This window comes from Pyxidicoccus caerfyrddinensis (genome assembly GCF_010894405.1).
In the GTDB taxonomy this organism is placed as follows: Bacteria; Myxococcota; Myxococcia; order Myxococcales; family Myxococcaceae; genus Myxococcus; species Myxococcus caerfyrddinensis.
Genome location: NZ_JAAIYA010000001.1, coordinates 673,340 through 690,210 on the forward strand (window position 1 = coordinate 673,340; position 16,871 = coordinate 690,210).

Consider the following 16,871-nt stretch of genomic DNA (forward strand, 5'->3'; position numbering starts at 1 on the left):
AGCGTGGAGGACGTATGCCCTATGTCGATGGTTTCGTCGTGCCGGTTCCCACCAAGAACGTTGCCGCCTACCGCACCATGTCGCGCAAGGCGGGCAAGCTGTGGCGCGAGCACGGCGCCCTTGCCTACTTCGAGTGCCTCGGCGACGACGTCAAGCCCGGCAAGCGCACCTCGTTCCCACAGAGCGTCAAGCTGAAGGCGGGGGAGACCGTGGTGTTCTCCTGGATCATCTACAAGTCGCGCGCCGAGCGAAACCGCATCAACAAGAAGGTCATGGCCGATCCCCGCCTCATGAAGATGATGGACCCCAAGGCCATGCCCTTCGACAGCAAGCGGATGATCTACGGCGGGTTCAAGGTGATGGTCGAGCTCTGACGTCTGGCCATTCCCCGCACCGGAGCACCCACGCGGTGCGGGGCCGGGCCCGACGGGCAAGACACCTGACGGTACGTGACGACTGTTGGACGGTGGAAACCCGGCGCTCGCGTGTTCCAGAATTGACTATCGGGCTCTCAGAATCGCATCAATCACGAACCGTGTCTGGCAATCATTCCGTCCATGCCAGACAGACACGAGCAGATTGACCGCCGCTCCTTCCCGCGTCTCCAGGCTCCGCTTTATTCGCGCCCGGCGCGGCTGCAGTTCGGTTCAACGCGGCAGGTGCTGGACGTCAGCAGGAGCGGCGCCCGCATCTACTCCGACGAGTTCCACTCGGAGGGCAGCCAGTTGGAGCTGGAGCTCTTCCTGGCGGATGCGGGCTCGCTGGAGTGCAAGGCGCGAGTGGTCTGGACATCGAAGCTTCCGCCGGGCGCCGTCGCCCGCTACGAGGTGGGGCTGGCCTTCCTGGACGCGCCGCCCGCCACGTGGAGCCGGCTCCAGCCGCTGCTCGTCCCCGACGACGTGCGGGAAGCCTCCTGAAGGAAGGGCCTGGAATCGGTGGCGTCAGAAGACATGGCAGGCGCACCCCAGCGCGCCCCAGAAACCGAACAGCCCACCGCCGGGCGAGGAGCGGTGCTCGGTGTGGACCGCGCGAGGCGCATGCGCGCCACAGGCCGTGCCGGGCGCGTGCGTGTGCCGCTCCAGGGCGAGCCCGTGTCCCGCCGACGCCAGCGGCGCATGCTGGTAGCCGCCGAAGCGGCTCACGGGTGACCAGTCCGGCATGGGACTGGGAAGCTCGGGAGCGAGCGGGCCGAACTCCCCGGTGCCGTGCACCACCCAGCCGCCGACCACCGTCAGCACGCTGGTGAGGTCCTTGATGGCGTCCTCCGGCACGCTGAAGAAGTCCGAGGACAGCAGCGCGAAGTCGGCGAAGTGGCCCGGCTTCAGGAGCCCCTTGCGGTCCTGCTCATGCGAGAACCAGGCGCTGCCGTGCGTCCACAGGCGCAGCGCCTCCTCGCGCTCCAGGCGATTGTCGTCGCCGTACATCGGCAGCCCGCCCACGGTGCGGCCACTGACGAGCCAGTACAACGACACCCACGGGTTGTAGCTGGCCACCCGCGTCGCGTCCGTGCCGGCGCCCACCGGCACGCCCGCGCTCAACATCCTCCGCACCGGAGGCGTCTGCGCGAGCGCCCGGGCGCCGTAGCGCTCCGCGAAGTACTCGCCCTGGTACGCCATGCGGTGCTGGATGGCGATGCCGCCCTGCAGGGCCCGTACGCGGTCGATGTTGCGCTCGGAGATGGTCTCCGCGTGGTCGATGAGCCAGTGCAGGCCGTCGAAGGGCACCTCGCGGCTGACCTTCTCGTAGACGTCCAGCACGCGGCTGATGCTCTCGTCGTAGGTGGCGTGGATGCGGAACGGCCAGCGGCGCTCCGCCAGCAGGCGCACCACGGACTCCAGCTCGCCCTCCATGCCCGGCGGCAGCGCCGGGCGCGGCTCGCGGAAGTCCTCGAAGTCCGCCGCGGAGAAGACGAAGTGGCCTTCCTCGCGGGTCCGGACGCGGGCTGGGTCAACGGCCAGGTCCTGCGCGTCAACGGCGGAATCATCTGAACCTCCCCTGCCCCGCGGACACGCTCACGGCAGGGAGAGCGTCTGGGCGTGGTGGAAGACGTTCTGTGGGTCGTACTTCTGCTTGATGCGTTGGAGCTTGGAGAGCTGGCTCCCGTAGTAGGCACGGCGGAAGCCATCCAGGCGCGGGTCCGCGTAGCCCTGGTACACATGCCCGTTGGCGTGCGGGAGCACCGTCATCCACGAGGCATCCACCCACCCACGTGCGTGCTCGCGCAGGGCATCCACGGACCGCGAGCCCACGGTGGCGGTGTGGCGAATCAGCATGCGCGCGTGCCGGTGGAGGAAGCTGGAGGTGCCATCGGTGAGCGCATACGCCCCACCCCAGGGAATGAACTCGAGCTCCCGGAACTGCGCATAGCGGCGGTCCGCCTGGAACTGGTCCACACACTCCCTGATGGCCTCCGGGTCCAGCGGCTCATCGAAGAAGCTGGAGCGGGTGAACTGGTAGCCGGTGGACTGGTAGGGAAGGCTCGGCATCCAGGCCGGTGCGGCCTCATGGTCCAGCAGTCCGACCAGGTACTCCGCTGCCGCCGCGGGCGCGAGGCGCCACCTGCGCAGGTCCCCGGCCAGCGGCCCGAGCCAGCGATCCAGCGTCTCCACGAGGCTCACGACGCGCGCGCCCCGCCCGAGGATGACGCCGAAGAGCTCCACGTAGGCCGGAGCTTCCGGGTCATCCGGCGCGACGAGGCCGAGCTCGAGATTCACATCCGGGTCCGCCTCGGGCGCATGCTGCTGCCAGAGCGCTATCAGCTCGGCGGCCTCGGTCAGGGCCCAGCGGCCGTGGCAGACGGTGATCCCCTCCAGGGGATGGGTCCGCAGCGTCAGCTCGGTGATGATGCCGAAGCCGGAGGCGCCAGCGCCACGAAGCGCCCAGTAGAGGTCGTCCGCTTCCTCCCGGCTCGCCTGGAGCACACGGCCGTCGGCGCAGACCACCTGCAGGTGCTCGACGTGGTCCGTGGTGAGCCCGTAACGCCGGCCGAGGAACCCGAAGCCCCCCACGAGCGCGAGCCCGCCGATGGCGACCCGGGGACACCCTCCGGTGGGAATGACGCGGCCCACGGCGGCCAGGCTCCGGCTCACGTCGGCCGAGAGCGCACCCGGTCCGATGACGGCGACACCGTCTCTCGACTCGACGTGGTTGAGCTCCGAGAGGTCGACGACGACCGGAGCACTCGTCGAGAGGTCCGCGAAGCAATGCCCTCCACTTCGCACCGAGAAGGGCAGCTCCTGCTCCCGGAGGAACTCCAGCGTCCGCTGCACGTCCGAGATGCTCCGGCAGCGGACCAGGGCCTGGGGAGGCACGAGCGGCCGGCCCGCCGCGAACTGCTTGCTCGCGAGCAGCATCCGCTCATCTCCCGGAAGCACCACCGCGCCCTGGAGGACTCCGCGGAGCAGGGACCAGTCGACGTCCCGGCAGAGTGCTTCGGCTTCGGTCGAGGTCATCATCGTCAGGAAGTATCGTCCTCCAGCCCGTGCAGTTTCGTCTGCAGTCGATAGAGTTCGGCGTAGCGGCCGTCCAGCGCCATCAGCTCGTCGTGTCGGCCCTGCTCTACCACTGCGCCGCGTTCCAGGAAGTAGATACGGTCGGCGTTGCGCACGCTCGCCAACCGGTGGGTGATGAGCAGCACGGTGCGTGCGCGGGCCAACTGCCGGAGCGACTCGTAGACGGCATGCTCGGCCCTCGCATCCAGGGGCGCTGTCGGTTCATCCCAGATGACCAGGGGTGCATCCCGGTACAGACCCCGGGCCACGGCCAGCCGCTGCCACTGCCCGCCCGAGAGGTCCTGGCCGCCCCGGAACTGGCGCGACAGGAGCGTCTCCCAGCCCTGTGGCAGGCACTCGATGACCTCCAGCGCACGCGCCTGCTCGGCGGACTGGAGGAGGACGCGCGAGTCGGGGTCCTCGCGCTGGTGCCGGCCGAGACGGACGTTGTCCCTGGCGCTGCGGGGCCAGCGGATGGGGTCCTGCAACACCATCACCACCCGGTCCGCGAGGCTGTCCGGCGCCATGTCCCGCAGGTCGACGCCGTCCCAGGTGATGCGGCCCGACGTCGGCGGGTAGAGCCCGGCAATCAGCTTGGCCAGCGTCGTCTTGCCCGAGCCATTCTCCCCAACGAGGGCGATGCTCTGGCCGGCCTCGATGGTCAGGGACACGTCGCGCAGGGCCTGCCGGCCCTCCTGCCCCGGATAGTGGAAGCCGACGCCGTGCAGCTCGATGCGCCCCGGGTTCTCCGGCGCCTTCACCCCGGTGGCGGGACGCACGCGCCGCGAGGACTGCTCGAGGAACTCGCGGTAGTCGCTGATGTACAGGCCCTTCTCGAACAGGCCGTGTGCCATCTGCATCAACTGGGTGAGCGCCGTGCTCGCGCCGCGCACCGCGATGACCGCCGTGCCGACGATGGCCAGGTCCAGCCATTCCGCGTGCAGCATCCCCGCGAGCGCGACGAAGGTGGCCACCAGGCCGATGCTGGAGAGGAGCCGGCCGACCGCGCCCGCTCGTGCTTCCGCGACCCCCATGCGGACCAGGTGGTCCTGCAACGCCATGGCGCTGCGCCGGTACTCGGACAGCACGTAGTCCTGGGCCTGGTTGGTGCGAATCTCGGGCGCGGACTCCCGCTGCGTCGCGAGCTCGGCCATCATGTGGACCTGCCGCGTGAGCGAGATGGTCGTCGGCATGCCGGCGTACTGGAGCCGCGCCGCGTGGAGCGCCGCCCAGCCCTCGGGCAGCAGGGCCACCACCAGCAGGGGCAGCAGCAGCGGGTGGAGCCAGAGCAGCGCGAGCGCCGCGCCGCCCACCGAGAACGCGGCGCGGAACGCGTCGACGAGGCAGGTGGTGGCGCCCTCCATGTGCAACACGCCGCGGTCCCGGGCCCGGTGCAATTGGTCGTAGAAGCCCGGGTCGTCGAAGGAGGACAGCTCCACCTGGAGGCTCGTCCGGAAGAGCTCCTCCTCCGCGACGCGGAACACGCGGGGGACCAGGTTCGCTCGCGCCACGGAGGTGGCCGTCTCCAGTCCCATGCGCGCCAGCTGCACGCCGCCCAGCAGGAGCAGCGCGGGGAGCGCCGCCTGCAACCGCTCGGGCGCGGAGCCCTCGGCGAAGAGCTGGCCGAGGACCTGCGTGGTCAGGAGCAGTCCCCAAGCGGTGGCCGCCCCGGCGAGCAGCTGGGAGACGACGACCACGAGCGCGGACCGGGGCGCCGCGCGGCGCAGCACGGACAGCACCGGGTGGACGGCCATCGACACGCGCCGGGCGAGCGCCCACAGGCCGTGTCCCGCTGGCACGCCTCGGTCGAGGCGCCAGTACGGTGTCTCCAGCTCGGCCTGGGGTGCGTCCGCGCTCAGGGGTCTCCACCCCCGACCGTCAGGATGGACGGCAGTCCATTCTCCGGGTGGGTCCTCAGCAGTTGGTAGACGACGCCGCCCAGGCCGGGCAACAGGCCCGGGACGAAGGCCTCCCGCGCCATTCCACAGGAAGGACCCCGCTCCTCGATGCTGGTGAGAATCGTGCCCAGCAGGTGCTCGCGCGTCAGGCCCTCGGGGCCCTCACCGGCGGCAATCGCGCGGTCCATCAACTCCCATGCGCCCAGGTCGCCGTGGCAGGCGCAGTGGTTCCAGCCGATGCCCAGGCGCCACGTCGCCGCGGCGGCCCGGCGCAGCGTCAGCCGGGTCTGCGCATGCTCCAGTCCGGGGTCGAGGTCGGCATGCGCCAACCCGATGCCCACCGAGCCGTGACACCACGCGGCCGCCGTCTTCAGCCCGTCGAGCAGGCGCAGGTCCAACCAGTTCTGCTCGCCTTCGTCGAAGAGCGCATCCTCGAAGGCAAAGGCCGCCCGCGCCGTCTGCGCATGGCGGGGAGCGCCCGTCACGCGGGCGAGCCGGGTCAGCGCCCAGCCGATGCCGGTGACGCCGTGCGCGAAGCCGCCCACGCCTTCCGGCCAGCTCTGGTGGGACCAGTAGGCCCCGTCGCCCTTGAGCCGCGCCAGGTCGCACAGCTGGTCTCCCAGCGCGCTCGCCAGCTCCAGAGGCCGCGCGGCTCCCGTCCTCCGCGCCAACGCAAGGAGCGGGGCAATCGCTCCGGCCTTGCCCGAGAGCACGTCGTGGATGTCGTCGGCCGCGGCGGCCTCGGGAATGCCCTCGGCGAGCGCGGTGGCGCGCGCCACGCCGTCACCACCGTCCAGCCCCCAGCCGGACAGGACCAGGCGCGTCCAGAGCTGCGAGCCGAGGCCGATGTAGCCGCCCGGCGCCTGCGGCCGGAGCTTCACGCCCCGGCTCCGCTGCATGCCGGGCCGGGCCTCGGCCAGGTCCAACGTGCGCAGCGTGGCCGCGAGGAGCGCCTCCAGGCCTTTCACCGGGTCCGCCCTGCCCGCCCCGGCTTCGCGCAGGTACGCGCCCAGCAGGAGCGCCACGCCGGAGGTGCCGCCGTACAGGTCCTGCTCCAGCGGCTGCACGGACCAGCCGGTGGGCCTGAAGATGGGAGCAATCCAGGTGACGGTGTCGTCCCTGCCGCGAATGGCGGTGGCGGCGAGGTCGCCCATGATGCGCGCCATGATGCGCCGGCGGGAGCGCTCGAGGCCGTCCGTCCGCACCCGCTCGGGCCGGCGCGGCACTTCCTCCGGCCGCCAGCCGTCGTTGATGTAGGCGCTGACCAGCGCGGACTGGATGACGTTGCGCTCCAGCGTGAAGTCCGCGGCGCGCCAGTGCTCCAGCGCGGCTTCCACCAGGTTGCGGGGCGGCAACCAGGACGTGCCTCGGGGACCTTCCAGCCGGCCCTCGGCGGCGACCGTGGTGAAGATGGGGATGTCGCCCTCGAGCAGCTCCTCGACCTCTGCCTCGATGACCGCCGGGTCACTGGGAGCAGTCGACACGTTGGCGGCCATCTTCGCCAGCAGCTCCATGGCGCGCTGGCGCGGCGGCGCCGGCTTGTGCAGGGACACCGGGTGCCACAGCATCCGGGCCAGCTCGGAGTACACCTCGGTGGCCCGCGTCACCACGCGGATGCGGCAGCCGGAGAAGGGCTCCAGCATGCTCCGGAGCCGTCCTTCCGTGTCCAGGCGCCGCAGCGTCGAGGTCATCTCGTCGAAGCTGGTGATGACCTCGGGCCAGTACCGCGCCAGGGCCGGCTCCGGGCTGGGATGATTCTGGGAGACGGGAGCTTCGACGCGGGTGTCGCCGATGCGCGCCTCGTCGGTGCCGGCCTTGATGACCCCCGGTTGCCGCAGATGCGGCTGCTGCCCCGGCAGCATGCCCACGGCGGAGCTGTCCACGCCGCGCCACCCCAGGCCCTCGCCCCGTCCCGGCAGCAGGCCGATGGACAGCACGGTGCCAGCGACGAGCTCCGCCGCGAGGTCCAGCGCCTGCCCCAGTCCCGATGGGTGAGGCGGAGGCTTCGGGGTGAAGAGCGTCTCGCAGTCCACGATGACGGGACTGCCACCATGGGCGATGAGGTTCTCCGCGTGCAGGTCGCTGCCGCCGAGCAGCCGCATGATGGCGAGCCAGTGGCCGATGCCCCGGTAGAAGTCGAGCAGCTCCTCCCTGCCGGAGGCATGGCGGTGCGGGATGAACTCGGCCCAGCCGTGGGCCTCTCGCAGCACCACCGAAGGGACGCGGATGGACAGGGTGCCACCGTGATACTCGGCCAGCTCGGTGACGAACTGTCGCAGGGCCAGGTCGATGGCCAGCGAGCGCGGCTTGTAGACGAGCCTCCCGCCCTCGCACTGCAGCAGCGCGACGGTCATACCGCCGCAATGACTGTCACCCGCGCCGAAGCCGAGGCTCCGCAGCTCGCCGGGCGCCGCGCCGCACAGGGCGCCCAGGCTGGCGCGGTCCACGGCCCAGCGCTGCGCGAAACGCAGCGAGGCCTCGCAGCGGTTGCGGACCAGCTTCTCGATGCGGGGAAGCAGCGTCGGATACGGACCCGCGAGGCCGTCCCAGAAGTCACGCCGGGACGAGAGCTCCAGGAATTGGGTCCAGCGCAAGGCCGCGTCTTCGCCGGTGAGGCGCCCCGTCACCCGCGCCGCGTTCAGCTCGAGCACGAGCAGGCGGGTGAGCTTCCTGCCGAGGACGGAATAGAGCGAGTCACGCGTCGCCGCGGCAACGAGGTCGCGCTCGCCGCCGGAGAGACCAGTAACCCGCTCGAGCTGGGTTGCCAGCTCCTCCACGGCGGGCAGGAGCAGGCAACCCAGGGATGCGTTGAAGTTACTGGCGTCTGTATCAGACGCCGTCACGGCTCAGCAGCACTGGAAGGTCAACGAACCGGTACACGCCGTGCCACACCGGCCGGTGATGGTACCTGCTTCACAGATGATGTCCGCCTCCGTGAACTCGCCACCGACGAACAACGGACCCGCCGGGTTGTCCATGTCGGCGTCATTGCGCCACTGTTCCACGAGATCGCTTCCCTGAGCAGCATTGTCCATGACGCTCTCCTCTGGCTCCAGTTGACGAACGTGCCGCAGGGATGAACGAGACGGGCGGCCGCAGACCGACCTGCGCGACTTCTGGCCTACGCCACTCGCACGGTTCAGACCTCCGACACGCGACGGAGGATAAGCATGTCTCCCTGGCGAATCAATGTGACCCCCAAGGCCATGTGAGCCATACGGAAACCCCTTACGTGAATCATTTACTGTCTCACGGATGATTTTCTATGGGACCGTGTCGGTGAGCTTGCGCGCGTAGCGTGCGAGGGAGCGGTTGTAGCGAGGCAGGTATTTCGACAGGGCCGTGAGCGCCACGGACACCGCCTCCCGCTCGCGTCCCAGGTCCACCAGCGCCAGGGACAAGAAGGCCGCCACCGCGCCATCCAGCGGGTCGGACTCCCTGGCGACCTCCTCCGTGAGCAGCGCGAAGGCGTCTTGTGGCTTCCCCAGGCTCCGGAGCGAGCTGGCCATCTGGATGACCGCGCGCCGACGACGGTCGCCCGGCAGGCCCGCGTCGAGCGCGGCCGCGTACAGCGGAATGGCCCGGTCCGGATGGCCGACGGAGTCGAATGCGGAAGCCCGCTCGAACAGTCCAATCGCGCTCCCTGCGGGCAGCTGGGCGACCAGCGCCTCCATGCGGCCGACGAACGCGGCCCCGTCGTTTCCATCCAGCTCGGCCCAGAGGGCCGAGAGCCGCTGCTCCCAGTTGGCATCCGCGTCAGTCATGCGGCGGAGTGTCCCCGATGGCCACCGCCACAGTGGGCGGAAAATCCCCTGGAAAATAGGGGTGAGGGGAAAAAAGGTCGGCCGACGTTGAGGAGGAACAGGGCGGCCGGTGCCTCCCTTCACCGTCGCTGCCTTGCTCTTGCGGAGAGGTTTCGAACACCATGGGCGCTTCCTGGAGGGTCTTCCACGTGGAGCTGCAACAGAGACCGGAGCCGGTCGCGAAGGCCCTCCCGGACGAGGGACTCGCGCAGCTCCGGCGGGACCTGGAGCGCGCCGTCTCCCGGGTATGCCCGCCGGCCCTGGCCAACCGCCGTGAAGACCTGGTGCAGACCGCGATGATTCGTGTCGTGGAGCTCCAGCGCCGGGAGCCGGACCGTTCCCGGCTCTCCCCTGCCTACCTGTACCGGGTTGCCTACACGGCGCTCATCGACGAGATGCGCAGCCTGGACCGGCGCCGCGAGGTGGCGCTCGAAGAGGTGGAGGCGATGCCGCGTCAACCCACGACGCCCGGAGACCCGGAGCGCTCCGCGGGGGCCGCGCAGATTGGCCGGGCGGTGCGCGACTGCCTCCAGCGGCTGGTGCAGGACCGGAGGCTCGCGGTGACGCTGTACCTGCAAGGACACACCATTCCGGAGGCCGCGGAGCTGCTCGCCTGGGACGGCAAGCGCACCGAGAACCTGGTCTACCGGGGGCTGAGCGGGCTGCGCGCCTGCCTCGCGACGAAGGGATTCCAGCCGTGAGTGAACGCATGCCGGACGACAAGCCCGATGACGCCACCGTCGAGCGCCTGCGCGCGGCCTTCCGCACCGGGGACACACTGGAGGAAGCCGGCGAGCCCGTGGACTCGGACCGCATCTGGCGCGCGGTGAGCGGCGAGTCGACGCCCGAGGAGCGCCGCGAAGTCGTGGCCCGCGTGGCCGCGGACCCGGCGTGGGCCTCCGCCTGGCGCCTGGCGCACGAGCTGCATCTGGCCGCCGCCGACGCGACGGCCCGGCGGGAGCGCGAGCCGTCACCGGAGGCGAGGGCCCGGCGCGACCCGGAGCGCCCGAGGTCGCGGGCCCCCCGCTTCCACCGCGCGTGGAGCCGTCCTGCGTGGGGCGCGCTGGCGACGGCGGCGCTCGTGCTCCTCGGGCTGGGTGTCTTCCTCCGGCAGGGAACCGACAACCCACCGGTCATCCGCGGCGGGGACACCGTGTCCATCGTCTCGCAGGTGCCCGAGGACGCACCCCTGCCGCGCGAGCGCTGTGTGCTGCGCTGGAGCGGGGGGCCGCCGGGGACGCGCTATTCACTCCAGCTGTCCTCGGAGGACCTGAGCGTGGTGCATCGCGAGGACTCGCTGACGCTCGGTGAATACGCGGTGCCCGCCCGGGTGCTCTCCGCGCTCCCACCGGGGACGAAGCTGTTGTGGCAGGTCGAGGCGCGGCTGCCGGATGGGGAAGTGCGGCGCAGCGCCACGTTCGTGAATCGAGTTCAGTGAAGCTGACATGCCGATGGCGGAGGGGGATTCCATGAAGACCGAAGGTGCAATCAAGGGGCAGCGCGGGGGCGCATGGGTGCTGGTGCTGGCAATGGTGCTGTGCGGATGGGGCCCGCAAGCGTGGGCGCAGAGCACCACCACCACCACCCGGATCACTCGGGTGACGACGCGGCCTCTCACCGGTACCGCTGGCGACATGGTGGTGGCCTCGGTGGTGGACACGGGAATCCGCACCGGAGCGAGCGTCCTCGTGAGGCTGCGAGTGGTGGACGCCGCCGGCACCGTCCTGGCGCAGACCACGGGAACCGTCAGTGAGGGCGTACCGCTGCGGCTGACGTACCGGGCCACCTCGTCCGTGGGGGTCTCCGCGCAGGTGGACGTCCCGCTGGGGCCCATCGTGCTCTCCGCACCGGTGGTGACGATTGAGCGCTGGAATCCCAGCCTCCCGTTGGCCACTCCACTCCCACCCGTCATCTGTCAAATCACGGGTGAGGACACCCCACCGCCCGGGCCCACGCTGGACTGCACCCGCCAATACCTGAACATCACCTCCAACTGACGTGCCCCCACCGCCGCGACACCCCTGCCGCCCTCTGCTCATCCTCGCCTTCATGGCGGGGCTGGGCATGGCGTGCCCTGCCCTGTCCGCGCAGGGCGCGGGTGTGGTGGTGCCCGCGGCGGTGGCGGAGTGCGTGGCACGCTTCGAGGCGCGGCCCGGTGAGCGTGAGTCCGCGCTGTGCTTCTACCTGAGCGCCCAGGGCCCGCAGGGGCGCGACGCGGCCCGGCAGGAGCTGAAGGCGCTGGAGGCCCGGTACCCCGAGCAACCCTGGCTTCCCCTGGTGCTGGGACATGTGGAGCTGCTCTCCGGGCTGCGCCCGGCCGAGGAGGCCTACCGCCGTGCGGTCCAGGGCTTCGTCCGCCTCCAGAACGCGGAGGGCGAAGTGCTCGCCGCCATCAACCTGCGCAACGTACTGGTGACGCAGGGGCGCACGGAGGAAGCCCGGGAGTGGACACAACGCATCGGTGAGGTGGCCCGGGCCTCGGGCAACGCGGAGCTGAACGCGCGCGCCCTCATCGTCGAGGCCAACGAGCGCTTCGACGTGGAGCACGACGTGGGCGGCTCCTTCCGTCTGCTCAAGCGCGCGGAGGCGTTCGCCTTCCCGGACGGCAGCGCCGGCCTCAAGAAGCAGTGCCTGACGTCGCTGGCCACCGTCAGCACGCGCCTGGGGCGGCTGGACGAGGCCGTCGAGTTCTACCACCGCCTGGCGGAGCTGGCCCGGAGCATGCGCGAACGCCCGGAGGAGGCGCGCGTGCGCTTCGCGCTGGCCACCCTGGCCTTGCAGCGCAATGAGCGCCAGCCAGAGCCCGGCGGCCGCGAGCGCATCCTGGCCCTGGCCCGTGAGGCGCTGACCGCGGCGGAGCAGGCCGGCAGCAAGACGCTGGAGGCGATGTCGCTGCGGTTGGTGGCGGACATGCTGGGCGACTCCCCCGAGGAGCAGCGCGAGGCCGAGCAGCACCTGCGGCGATGCCTGGTGCTGGCGGACGAGCTGGCGATGCCCGAGCGGCGCATCGCCTGCCTGTGGACTCGCGCGGAGCGGCTGTCCTCGGTGTCTCCGGCGGCAGCGGACCAGGACGCGGATGCGGCGCTGCGCCTCGCCTTCGAGCATGGCAATCCGCACACCCTGGCCCTGGCCCTGCGGGTGCGCGCGACGGTGGCCCTGCTCACGCAGCCGCTGCCCGAGGCGCTCCGGCATGCCGAGCGCGCCCTCGACGGAGCGGAAGCGCTGCGGGAGATGCAGCGCAATGCCTCCAGCCAGGCCGAGGTGTTCGCGAGCTGGACCAGCGACTACCACCGGCTCGCGGGCTGGACGCTGGAGGCCGGCGGCGCGACGGGCAGGCCCCCACAGGTGGCGCCGCGCGAGGCCCTGGAGCGCGCGTTCCGGGTGAGCGAGCGGCTGCGGGCGCGCTCGCTGCTCGACGCGCTGGTGGCCTCGTGGGCCCTGTCCGATGCATTTGATGAGCCGGGCCGGCGCGCGGCGCGCGCCCAGGTGCAGCGGAAGCTGGCGGCGGTGCAGCGGCGCCTGCTCGAACCCGGGCTCGCGACCGGCCCGCGGGACGCGGCCCTGCGTGAGCTGCAGGAATTGGAGCGGAGTGAGGAAGAACTGCGCCCGGCTCCGCGGCATGGGGCCGTCGGGTTCGCATCCCTGGGGGACGTCGAGTACGGGCTCGCTCCGGATGAGGCGCTGCTCGCCTTCCTCGTGGGCGACGACAAGGACTTCTATGGCAATCCCGCCGGAGGCGCATGGCTGCTCGCGGTGACGCGCGAGGGAACCCGCGTCCACCGCATTCCCGAGCGTGCGCGGCTGACACCGGCGGTGGCCCTCTTCGCCGGCCTCATCGAGCGCAGGGACGGCTCCGAGGCGGGCGCCGCCGCGGCGCTCCACGCGCAGCTCCTCGCGCCCGCGCTGGCCGGACTTCCTCCGGGGGTGCGCCGGCTGCTGCTGGTGCCGGATGGGCCGCTGCATGACCTGCCCTTCGCCGCGCTCCGCGAGCGTGCGGACGGACCGCCGCTGGTGGCCCGCTATGAGCTGGCGCTGGTGCCGTCCGCCAGCCTGTGGCGCTACTGGCGCGCGCAGCCGCCGCTCGCGCCGGGAGGCGAGGCGCTGGTGCTGGCCGACCCGGACCGGGGAGGCGGCACGCGGGTGGCGCGGGCCACGGCGTCGGAGCGGAGCGGCGTCTTCGAGGAAGCCGCCCAGCTCGGCGCGCTGCCGGAGGCGCGGTGGGAGGGACACGCGGTGGAGCAGGCCCTCCAGGAAACGAAGGTGACCCCGCGGCTGCTCGTCGGCGCGGCAGCGTCCGAGCGGGCACTCAAGAGCGCCAACCTCGCGACAGTGCGCGTGCTGCACGTGGCGGCGCATGCCGTCGTCGACGCGGAGGCTCCCGAGCGCTCGGCCCTCGTCCTCGCCCCGGGCGCCGAGGAGGAGGACGGCATCCTGCAGCCGCGAGAAATCGCGGAGCTGCACCTGGCTGGAGCCCTCGTCGTGCTGTCGAGCTGTCGCAGCGCGTCCGGCGCGGTGCTGCCGGGCGAAGGCGTGCTGAGCCTCGCCCGCGCCTTCTTCGAGGCAGGCTCACGCGCGGTGGTGGCCAGCCTGTGGCCACTGCGGGACGATGAGGCGGCGGAGCTCGTGGCCCGCTTCTACCGGCACCTCGCGCGCGGACTGAGCACGTCCGCCGCGCTGAGGGCCGCCCAGCTCGAGGCCATCAATGACGGACAGCCCACGTCGGCATGGGCGGGGCTGGTCGTGCTGGGGGATGCGTCGCTGGTGGCGGTGGAGCCACGCGAGCCGGAGGACGCACGCGCCATGAGCCTTGTCATGGCGGGAGCGGGAGCGGCGGTCCTCTGCCTGCTCACCACCGTGCTCGTCTGGCGCCGCCGGAGGCGCCCTGCTCCGGTGCCATGAGCGTCCCGCGCACGAAGTCGCCGGACGCCCAGGTGAAGCCCCTGGCTACAGCGTCTGCGCGTCCGGGCGGGGAGGCGCCTCGCGGCGGAGGTTCTCCTCGAACACGATGGCGGTGCCGGACACGACGGAGCCCAGCTCGGGCAGGTCGTAGGTCTCCTGGGTGAGGAGGATGGCGTCGGCCCCGAGGTGGCACGCCGCGGCCCGCATTTCGACCATGGCACGCACCTGATGCGGGGACCCTCCGGGGTCGTACCCCGGGGACAGCTTGAGGTGGAGGCCGGCGATCTCCTGGTAGCGCACGTCGGGCTGCTTCGTGCGCAGGACGGCGAGACGGCAGCCGGCCGGCTTGGCGGCGAGGTCCGCGACCAGCCCCGAATGGGAGATGTTCACCGGCGAGTCGAAGGCGTAGGCCAGCGCCTCGACCTCATCGCGCTCACCCGGACGCCCATACTCCTCCGACTCGATGAAGACCTTCTCGCCGCCGATGCCACAGACCTTGTCGTTCAGCAGCTTCTCCGCCTGGGCCCGGTCGAGCCCCACGCCGGTGAGCACCAGCCGCCCCACCTTGCGCGTATGGGTGGCCCCCTCCAGGTCCTGCTTCACGTACTCCACGGCGCAACCGGCGGGACGCGCCGAGAGCGATGTGGTGCGCTCCGTCACGTGGACCGAGGGCGGCCGCTGGAGCAGCACCTGCTGCGCCCTGCTCGACTCGGTGGTGGCACAGCCAGTGCCCGTGAGCAGCGCACACAGGGCCAGGGAAGACATGGAGAACAGAACGCGCATCGGCTCCTACCTCGGTGAGGCGCGCTCTATACCATGACGGGGGTGACGCGCACGACGTCACCCCCGCGCCCTCATCACCCGCCCGCCTTCATGCAGACGGCTTCCACGTTGTTCCCATCCGGGTCGATGAGGAACGCCGCGTAGTAGTCCGGGCCGTAGTCCGGACGCGGACCGGCGGCACCGTTGTCCTTCCCTCCCGCCTTCAGCCCCCCGGCGTGGAACGCGCGCACCGCGTCCTGCGTGGCCGCGCGAAACGCGAGGTGCGCGCTGGCGCCGGTGGCGTCGGCCTTGTTGAGCCAGAGCGCGGGCGCGCCCGGCGGCCCGAAGCCCGCGCCTTCCGCGTTCTGCCCGCTGACAACGAGCCCCAGTGGCGCGAGCGCGGCCTCGTAGAAACGGACGCTCGCCGCGACGTTCTTCACCTTCAAGCCGATGTGGTCGTACATGACTGCTCCCGTGATTGAGATGGGCGCACCGTACGGGCCCGGCACCAGCCGGTCTTACACGTCCTTGCTCAGCCCTTGAGCACCGCGAGCGGCACCAGCTTCGCCACCTTCCGGGCGATGCCCGCGGTCTCCACCGCGTCCACCACACGCTCCACGTCCTTGTAGGCCGTGGGTGCTTCCTCCGCGAGCTCCGCATTCGAGGGGCACTCCACGATGATGCCCCGCGCATTGAGTTCCTTGCGCAGCTCCGCGCCCACCACCTGCCGCTTCGCGGCGGCGCGGCTCAACTGCCGGCCCGCGCCGTGACACGCGCTGCTGAACGACACGGACCGCGACTCGCTCCGTCCCGCCAGGACGAAGGAGCACGTGCCCATGCTGCCGGGGATGAACACCGGCTGGCCCACCTGGCGCCATGCCTCGGGCAGCTCCGGGTTGCCCGGCCCGAAGGCCCGCGTCGCGCCCTTGCGGTGGACGCACAGGCGCTGGCCGCCGTACTCCTCCACCTTGGCGATGTTGTGGGCCACGTCGTAGACGATGCGCGGCCACACGTCCGCGCCGAGCCTCCGGCCGAACACCTCGCGCACGCGGTGCGTGAGCACCTGCCGGTTGGACCACGCGAAGTTCGCCGCGGCGCACATGGCCGCGTAGTAGGCCTGTCCCTCCGGTGAGGAGAACGGCGCGCACGCGAGCTGCCGGTCCACCAGCCGGAGTCCTTCCCGCGCCAGGGCCCGGTCCATCTCCCGCACCGCATCCGTGCAGACCTGGTGCCCCAGCCCGCGCGAGCCGGTGTGGATGAGAATCGTGAGCTGTCCCTCGAACAACCCGAACGCCTTGGCGGCGGCGGCGTCGAGGATGCGGTCCACGCGCTGCAGCTCGATGAAGTGGTTGCCGCCGCCAAGCGTCCCGAGCTGGTCATGCCCCCGCTCCCGCGCCCGGAGGGAGACGCGGGCTGCCGCGGCGGCGGGCAGGTGGCCGCCCGACTCGATGCTCGGCAGGTCGTCCTCGGTGCCCATTCCCAGATTGCACACCACGTAGGGGACGCCCTCGGTCAGCACCCGGTCCACCTGCTCCGGATTCAAGGCCAGCCGGCCGTGCCGGCCAAACCCCGTGGGGATGCTCCGCGCCAGGTCGTGGGCCAGGGCCGGGATGACGTCCCTCACGTCGTCGTGGCGGAGCCCGGTGGACAGCAGCCTCACGCCGCAGTTGATGTCGAACCCGATGCCTCCGGGAGAGATGACGCCGTCCGGCAGCCGCGTGCCCGCCACGCCGCCTACAGGGAAGCCGTAGCCCTCGTGCATGTCCGGCATGCCGATGGCGAAGCCCTGGATGCCCGGCAGCGTCGTCACGTTGATGAGCTGAACGATGCTCCGGTCCTGCGCCATCTTCTGGAGCAGCTCCTCGTCGGCGACGATGCGGGCCGGTACGCGCATGTCCTCACGGAAGCCCGCGTCCAGCTCGTAGAGCGCGGGCCCGACCTGGCGAAGGCGTGGCGTGGGCTGTTGCTGGACTTCGACGGTGGGTTCCATCCTCGCCTCGCTGCGGCCAGGGCCGTGA

At 71.4% G+C, this 16,871-nt stretch carries 15 protein-coding genes; 6 read left to right on the top strand and 9 right to left on the bottom strand.

Annotated features, from left to right (window positions below; all coding sequences use genetic code 11):
- The first annotated feature begins 14 nt into the window (after positions 1-14).
- Together G4D86_RS02475 and G4D86_RS02480 are read left to right on the top strand one after the other, a co-directional pair.
- Positions 15-374 carry a DUF1428 domain-containing protein gene (locus G4D86_RS02475; RefSeq protein ID WP_163988937.1) on the top strand — a complete coding sequence of 120 codons (360 nt, stop codon included), beginning with the start codon at positions 15-17 and terminating at the stop codon, positions 372-374.
- A 183-nt stretch (positions 375-557) separates the two neighbouring features.
- Positions 558-917 (top strand): PilZ domain-containing protein, encoded by a 360-nt coding sequence (locus tag G4D86_RS02480; protein WP_163988939.1) that lies wholly within the window; start codon positions 558-560, stop codon positions 915-917.
- 24 nt (positions 918-941) lie between these two features.
- On the opposite strand, the gene G4D86_RS02485 is transcribed toward G4D86_RS02480, so the two are convergent.
- The 6 genes from G4D86_RS02485 to G4D86_RS02510 form a co-directional block, all read right to left on the bottom strand.
- Positions 942-1,958: an amidohydrolase family protein gene (locus G4D86_RS02485; RefSeq protein ID WP_338050585.1), complete on the bottom strand. Its 1,017-nt coding sequence runs from the start codon at positions 1,956-1,958 to the stop codon at positions 942-944.
- Between the two features lie 54 nt (positions 1,959-2,012).
- The gene (locus tag G4D86_RS02490; RefSeq protein WP_240359996.1) at positions 2,013-3,455 is read right to left on the bottom strand and encodes an FAD-binding oxidoreductase; all 1,443 of its coding nucleotides are present in this window, start codon (positions 3,453-3,455) and stop codon (positions 2,013-2,015) included.
- A gap of 2 nt (positions 3,456-3,457) precedes the next feature.
- Positions 3,458-5,290 carry an ABC transporter ATP-binding protein gene (locus G4D86_RS02495; protein WP_240359997.1) on the bottom strand — a complete coding sequence of 611 codons (1,833 nt, stop codon included), beginning with the start codon at positions 5,288-5,290 and terminating at the stop codon, positions 3,458-3,460.
- Between the two features lie 56 nt (positions 5,291-5,346).
- On the bottom strand, positions 5,347-8,232 hold the full coding sequence (locus tag G4D86_RS02500) for a type 2 lanthipeptide synthetase LanM family protein (protein ID WP_163988943.1): 2,886 nt from the start codon (positions 8,230-8,232) through the stop codon (positions 5,347-5,349).
- A gap of 3 nt (positions 8,233-8,235) precedes the next feature.
- Positions 8,236-8,424, bottom strand: a complete 189-nt coding sequence (locus G4D86_RS02505; protein WP_163988945.1) for a DUF6229 family protein — start codon at positions 8,422-8,424, stop codon at positions 8,236-8,238.
- A gap of 228 nt (positions 8,425-8,652) precedes the next feature.
- The gene (locus tag G4D86_RS02510) at positions 8,653-9,153 is read right to left on the bottom strand and encodes a tetratricopeptide repeat protein (RefSeq protein WP_163988947.1); all 501 of its coding nucleotides are present in this window, start codon (positions 9,151-9,153) and stop codon (positions 8,653-8,655) included.
- Positions 9,154-9,341: 188 nt separating this feature from the next.
- Here G4D86_RS02510 and G4D86_RS02515 point away from each other — a divergent pair, with 188 nt between their 5' ends.
- The 4 genes from G4D86_RS02515 (at position 9,342) to G4D86_RS02530 (ending at position 14,091) form a co-directional block, all read left to right on the top strand.
- Complete coding sequence (locus G4D86_RS02515; RefSeq protein ID WP_240359998.1) at positions 9,342-9,893, top strand: RNA polymerase sigma factor; 552 nt, start codon at positions 9,342-9,344, stop codon at positions 9,891-9,893.
- Positions 9,890-10,630, top strand: coding sequence for a hypothetical protein (locus G4D86_RS02520; RefSeq protein ID WP_240359999.1), 741 nt, complete (start codon positions 9,890-9,892; stop codon positions 10,628-10,630). The genes G4D86_RS02515 and G4D86_RS02520 overlap by 4 nt, the downstream gene beginning before the upstream one ends.
- 31 nt (positions 10,631-10,661) lie before the next feature.
- Complete coding sequence (locus tag G4D86_RS02525) at positions 10,662-11,189, top strand: hypothetical protein (RefSeq protein WP_163988950.1); 528 nt, start codon at positions 10,662-10,664, stop codon at positions 11,187-11,189.
- Positions 11,190-11,256: 67 nt separating this feature from the next.
- Entirely contained in the window at positions 11,257-14,091 is a 2,835-nt protein-coding gene (locus tag G4D86_RS02530; RefSeq protein WP_205519433.1) for a CHAT domain-containing tetratricopeptide repeat protein, read from the top strand.
- A gap of 45 nt (positions 14,092-14,136) precedes the next feature.
- On the opposite strand, the gene G4D86_RS02535 is transcribed toward G4D86_RS02530, so the two are convergent.
- The 3 genes from G4D86_RS02535 to G4D86_RS02545 form a co-directional block, all read right to left on the bottom strand.
- Complete coding sequence (locus G4D86_RS02535; RefSeq protein ID WP_163988952.1) at positions 14,137-14,874, bottom strand: hypothetical protein; 738 nt, start codon at positions 14,872-14,874, stop codon at positions 14,137-14,139.
- 74 nt (positions 14,875-14,948) lie between these two features.
- Positions 14,949-15,317: a VOC family protein gene (locus tag G4D86_RS02540; RefSeq protein WP_163988954.1), complete on the bottom strand. Its 369-nt coding sequence runs from the start codon at positions 15,315-15,317 to the stop codon at positions 14,949-14,951.
- A gap of 68 nt (positions 15,318-15,385) precedes the next feature.
- On the bottom strand, positions 15,386-16,843 hold the full coding sequence (locus G4D86_RS02545; RefSeq protein ID WP_163988956.1) for an RtcB family protein: 1,458 nt from the start codon (positions 16,841-16,843) through the stop codon (positions 15,386-15,388).
- Between the last annotated feature and the right edge of the window lie 28 nt (positions 16,844-16,871).

What these genes read in the sequence shown, in the direction of transcription:
- G4D86_RS02525 (WP_163988950.1), top strand. Translation starts at nt 10,662, where the DNA reads ATGAAGACCGAAGGTGCAATCAAGGGGCAGCGCGGGGGCGCATGGGTG.
- G4D86_RS02535 (WP_163988952.1), bottom strand. Translation starts at nt 14,874, where the DNA reads ATGCGCGTTCTGTTCTCCATGTCTTCCCTGGCCCTGTGTGCGCTGCTC.
- G4D86_RS02480 (WP_163988939.1), top strand. Translation starts at nt 558, where the DNA reads ATGCCAGACAGACACGAGCAGATTGACCGCCGCTCCTTCCCGCGTCTC.
- G4D86_RS02505 (WP_163988945.1), bottom strand. Translation starts at nt 8,424, where the DNA reads ATGGACAATGCTGCTCAGGGAAGCGATCTCGTGGAACAGTGGCGCAAT.
- G4D86_RS02490 (WP_240359996.1), bottom strand. Translation starts at nt 3,455, where the DNA reads ATGATGACCTCGACCGAAGCCGAAGCACTCTGCCGGGACGTCGACTGG.
- G4D86_RS02540 (WP_163988954.1), bottom strand. Translation starts at nt 15,317, where the DNA reads ATGTACGACCACATCGGCTTGAAGGTGAAGAACGTCGCGGCGAGCGTC.
- G4D86_RS02530 (WP_205519433.1), top strand. Translation starts at nt 11,257, where the DNA reads ATGGCGTGCCCTGCCCTGTCCGCGCAGGGCGCGGGTGTGGTGGTGCCC.
- G4D86_RS02475 (WP_163988937.1), top strand. Translation starts at nt 15, where the DNA reads ATGCCCTATGTCGATGGTTTCGTCGTGCCGGTTCCCACCAAGAACGTT.
- G4D86_RS02545 (WP_163988956.1), bottom strand. Translation starts at nt 16,843, where the DNA reads ATGGAACCCACCGTCGAAGTCCAGCAACAGCCCACGCCACGCCTTCGC.
- G4D86_RS02510 (WP_163988947.1), bottom strand. Translation starts at nt 9,153, where the DNA reads ATGACTGACGCGGATGCCAACTGGGAGCAGCGGCTCTCGGCCCTCTGG.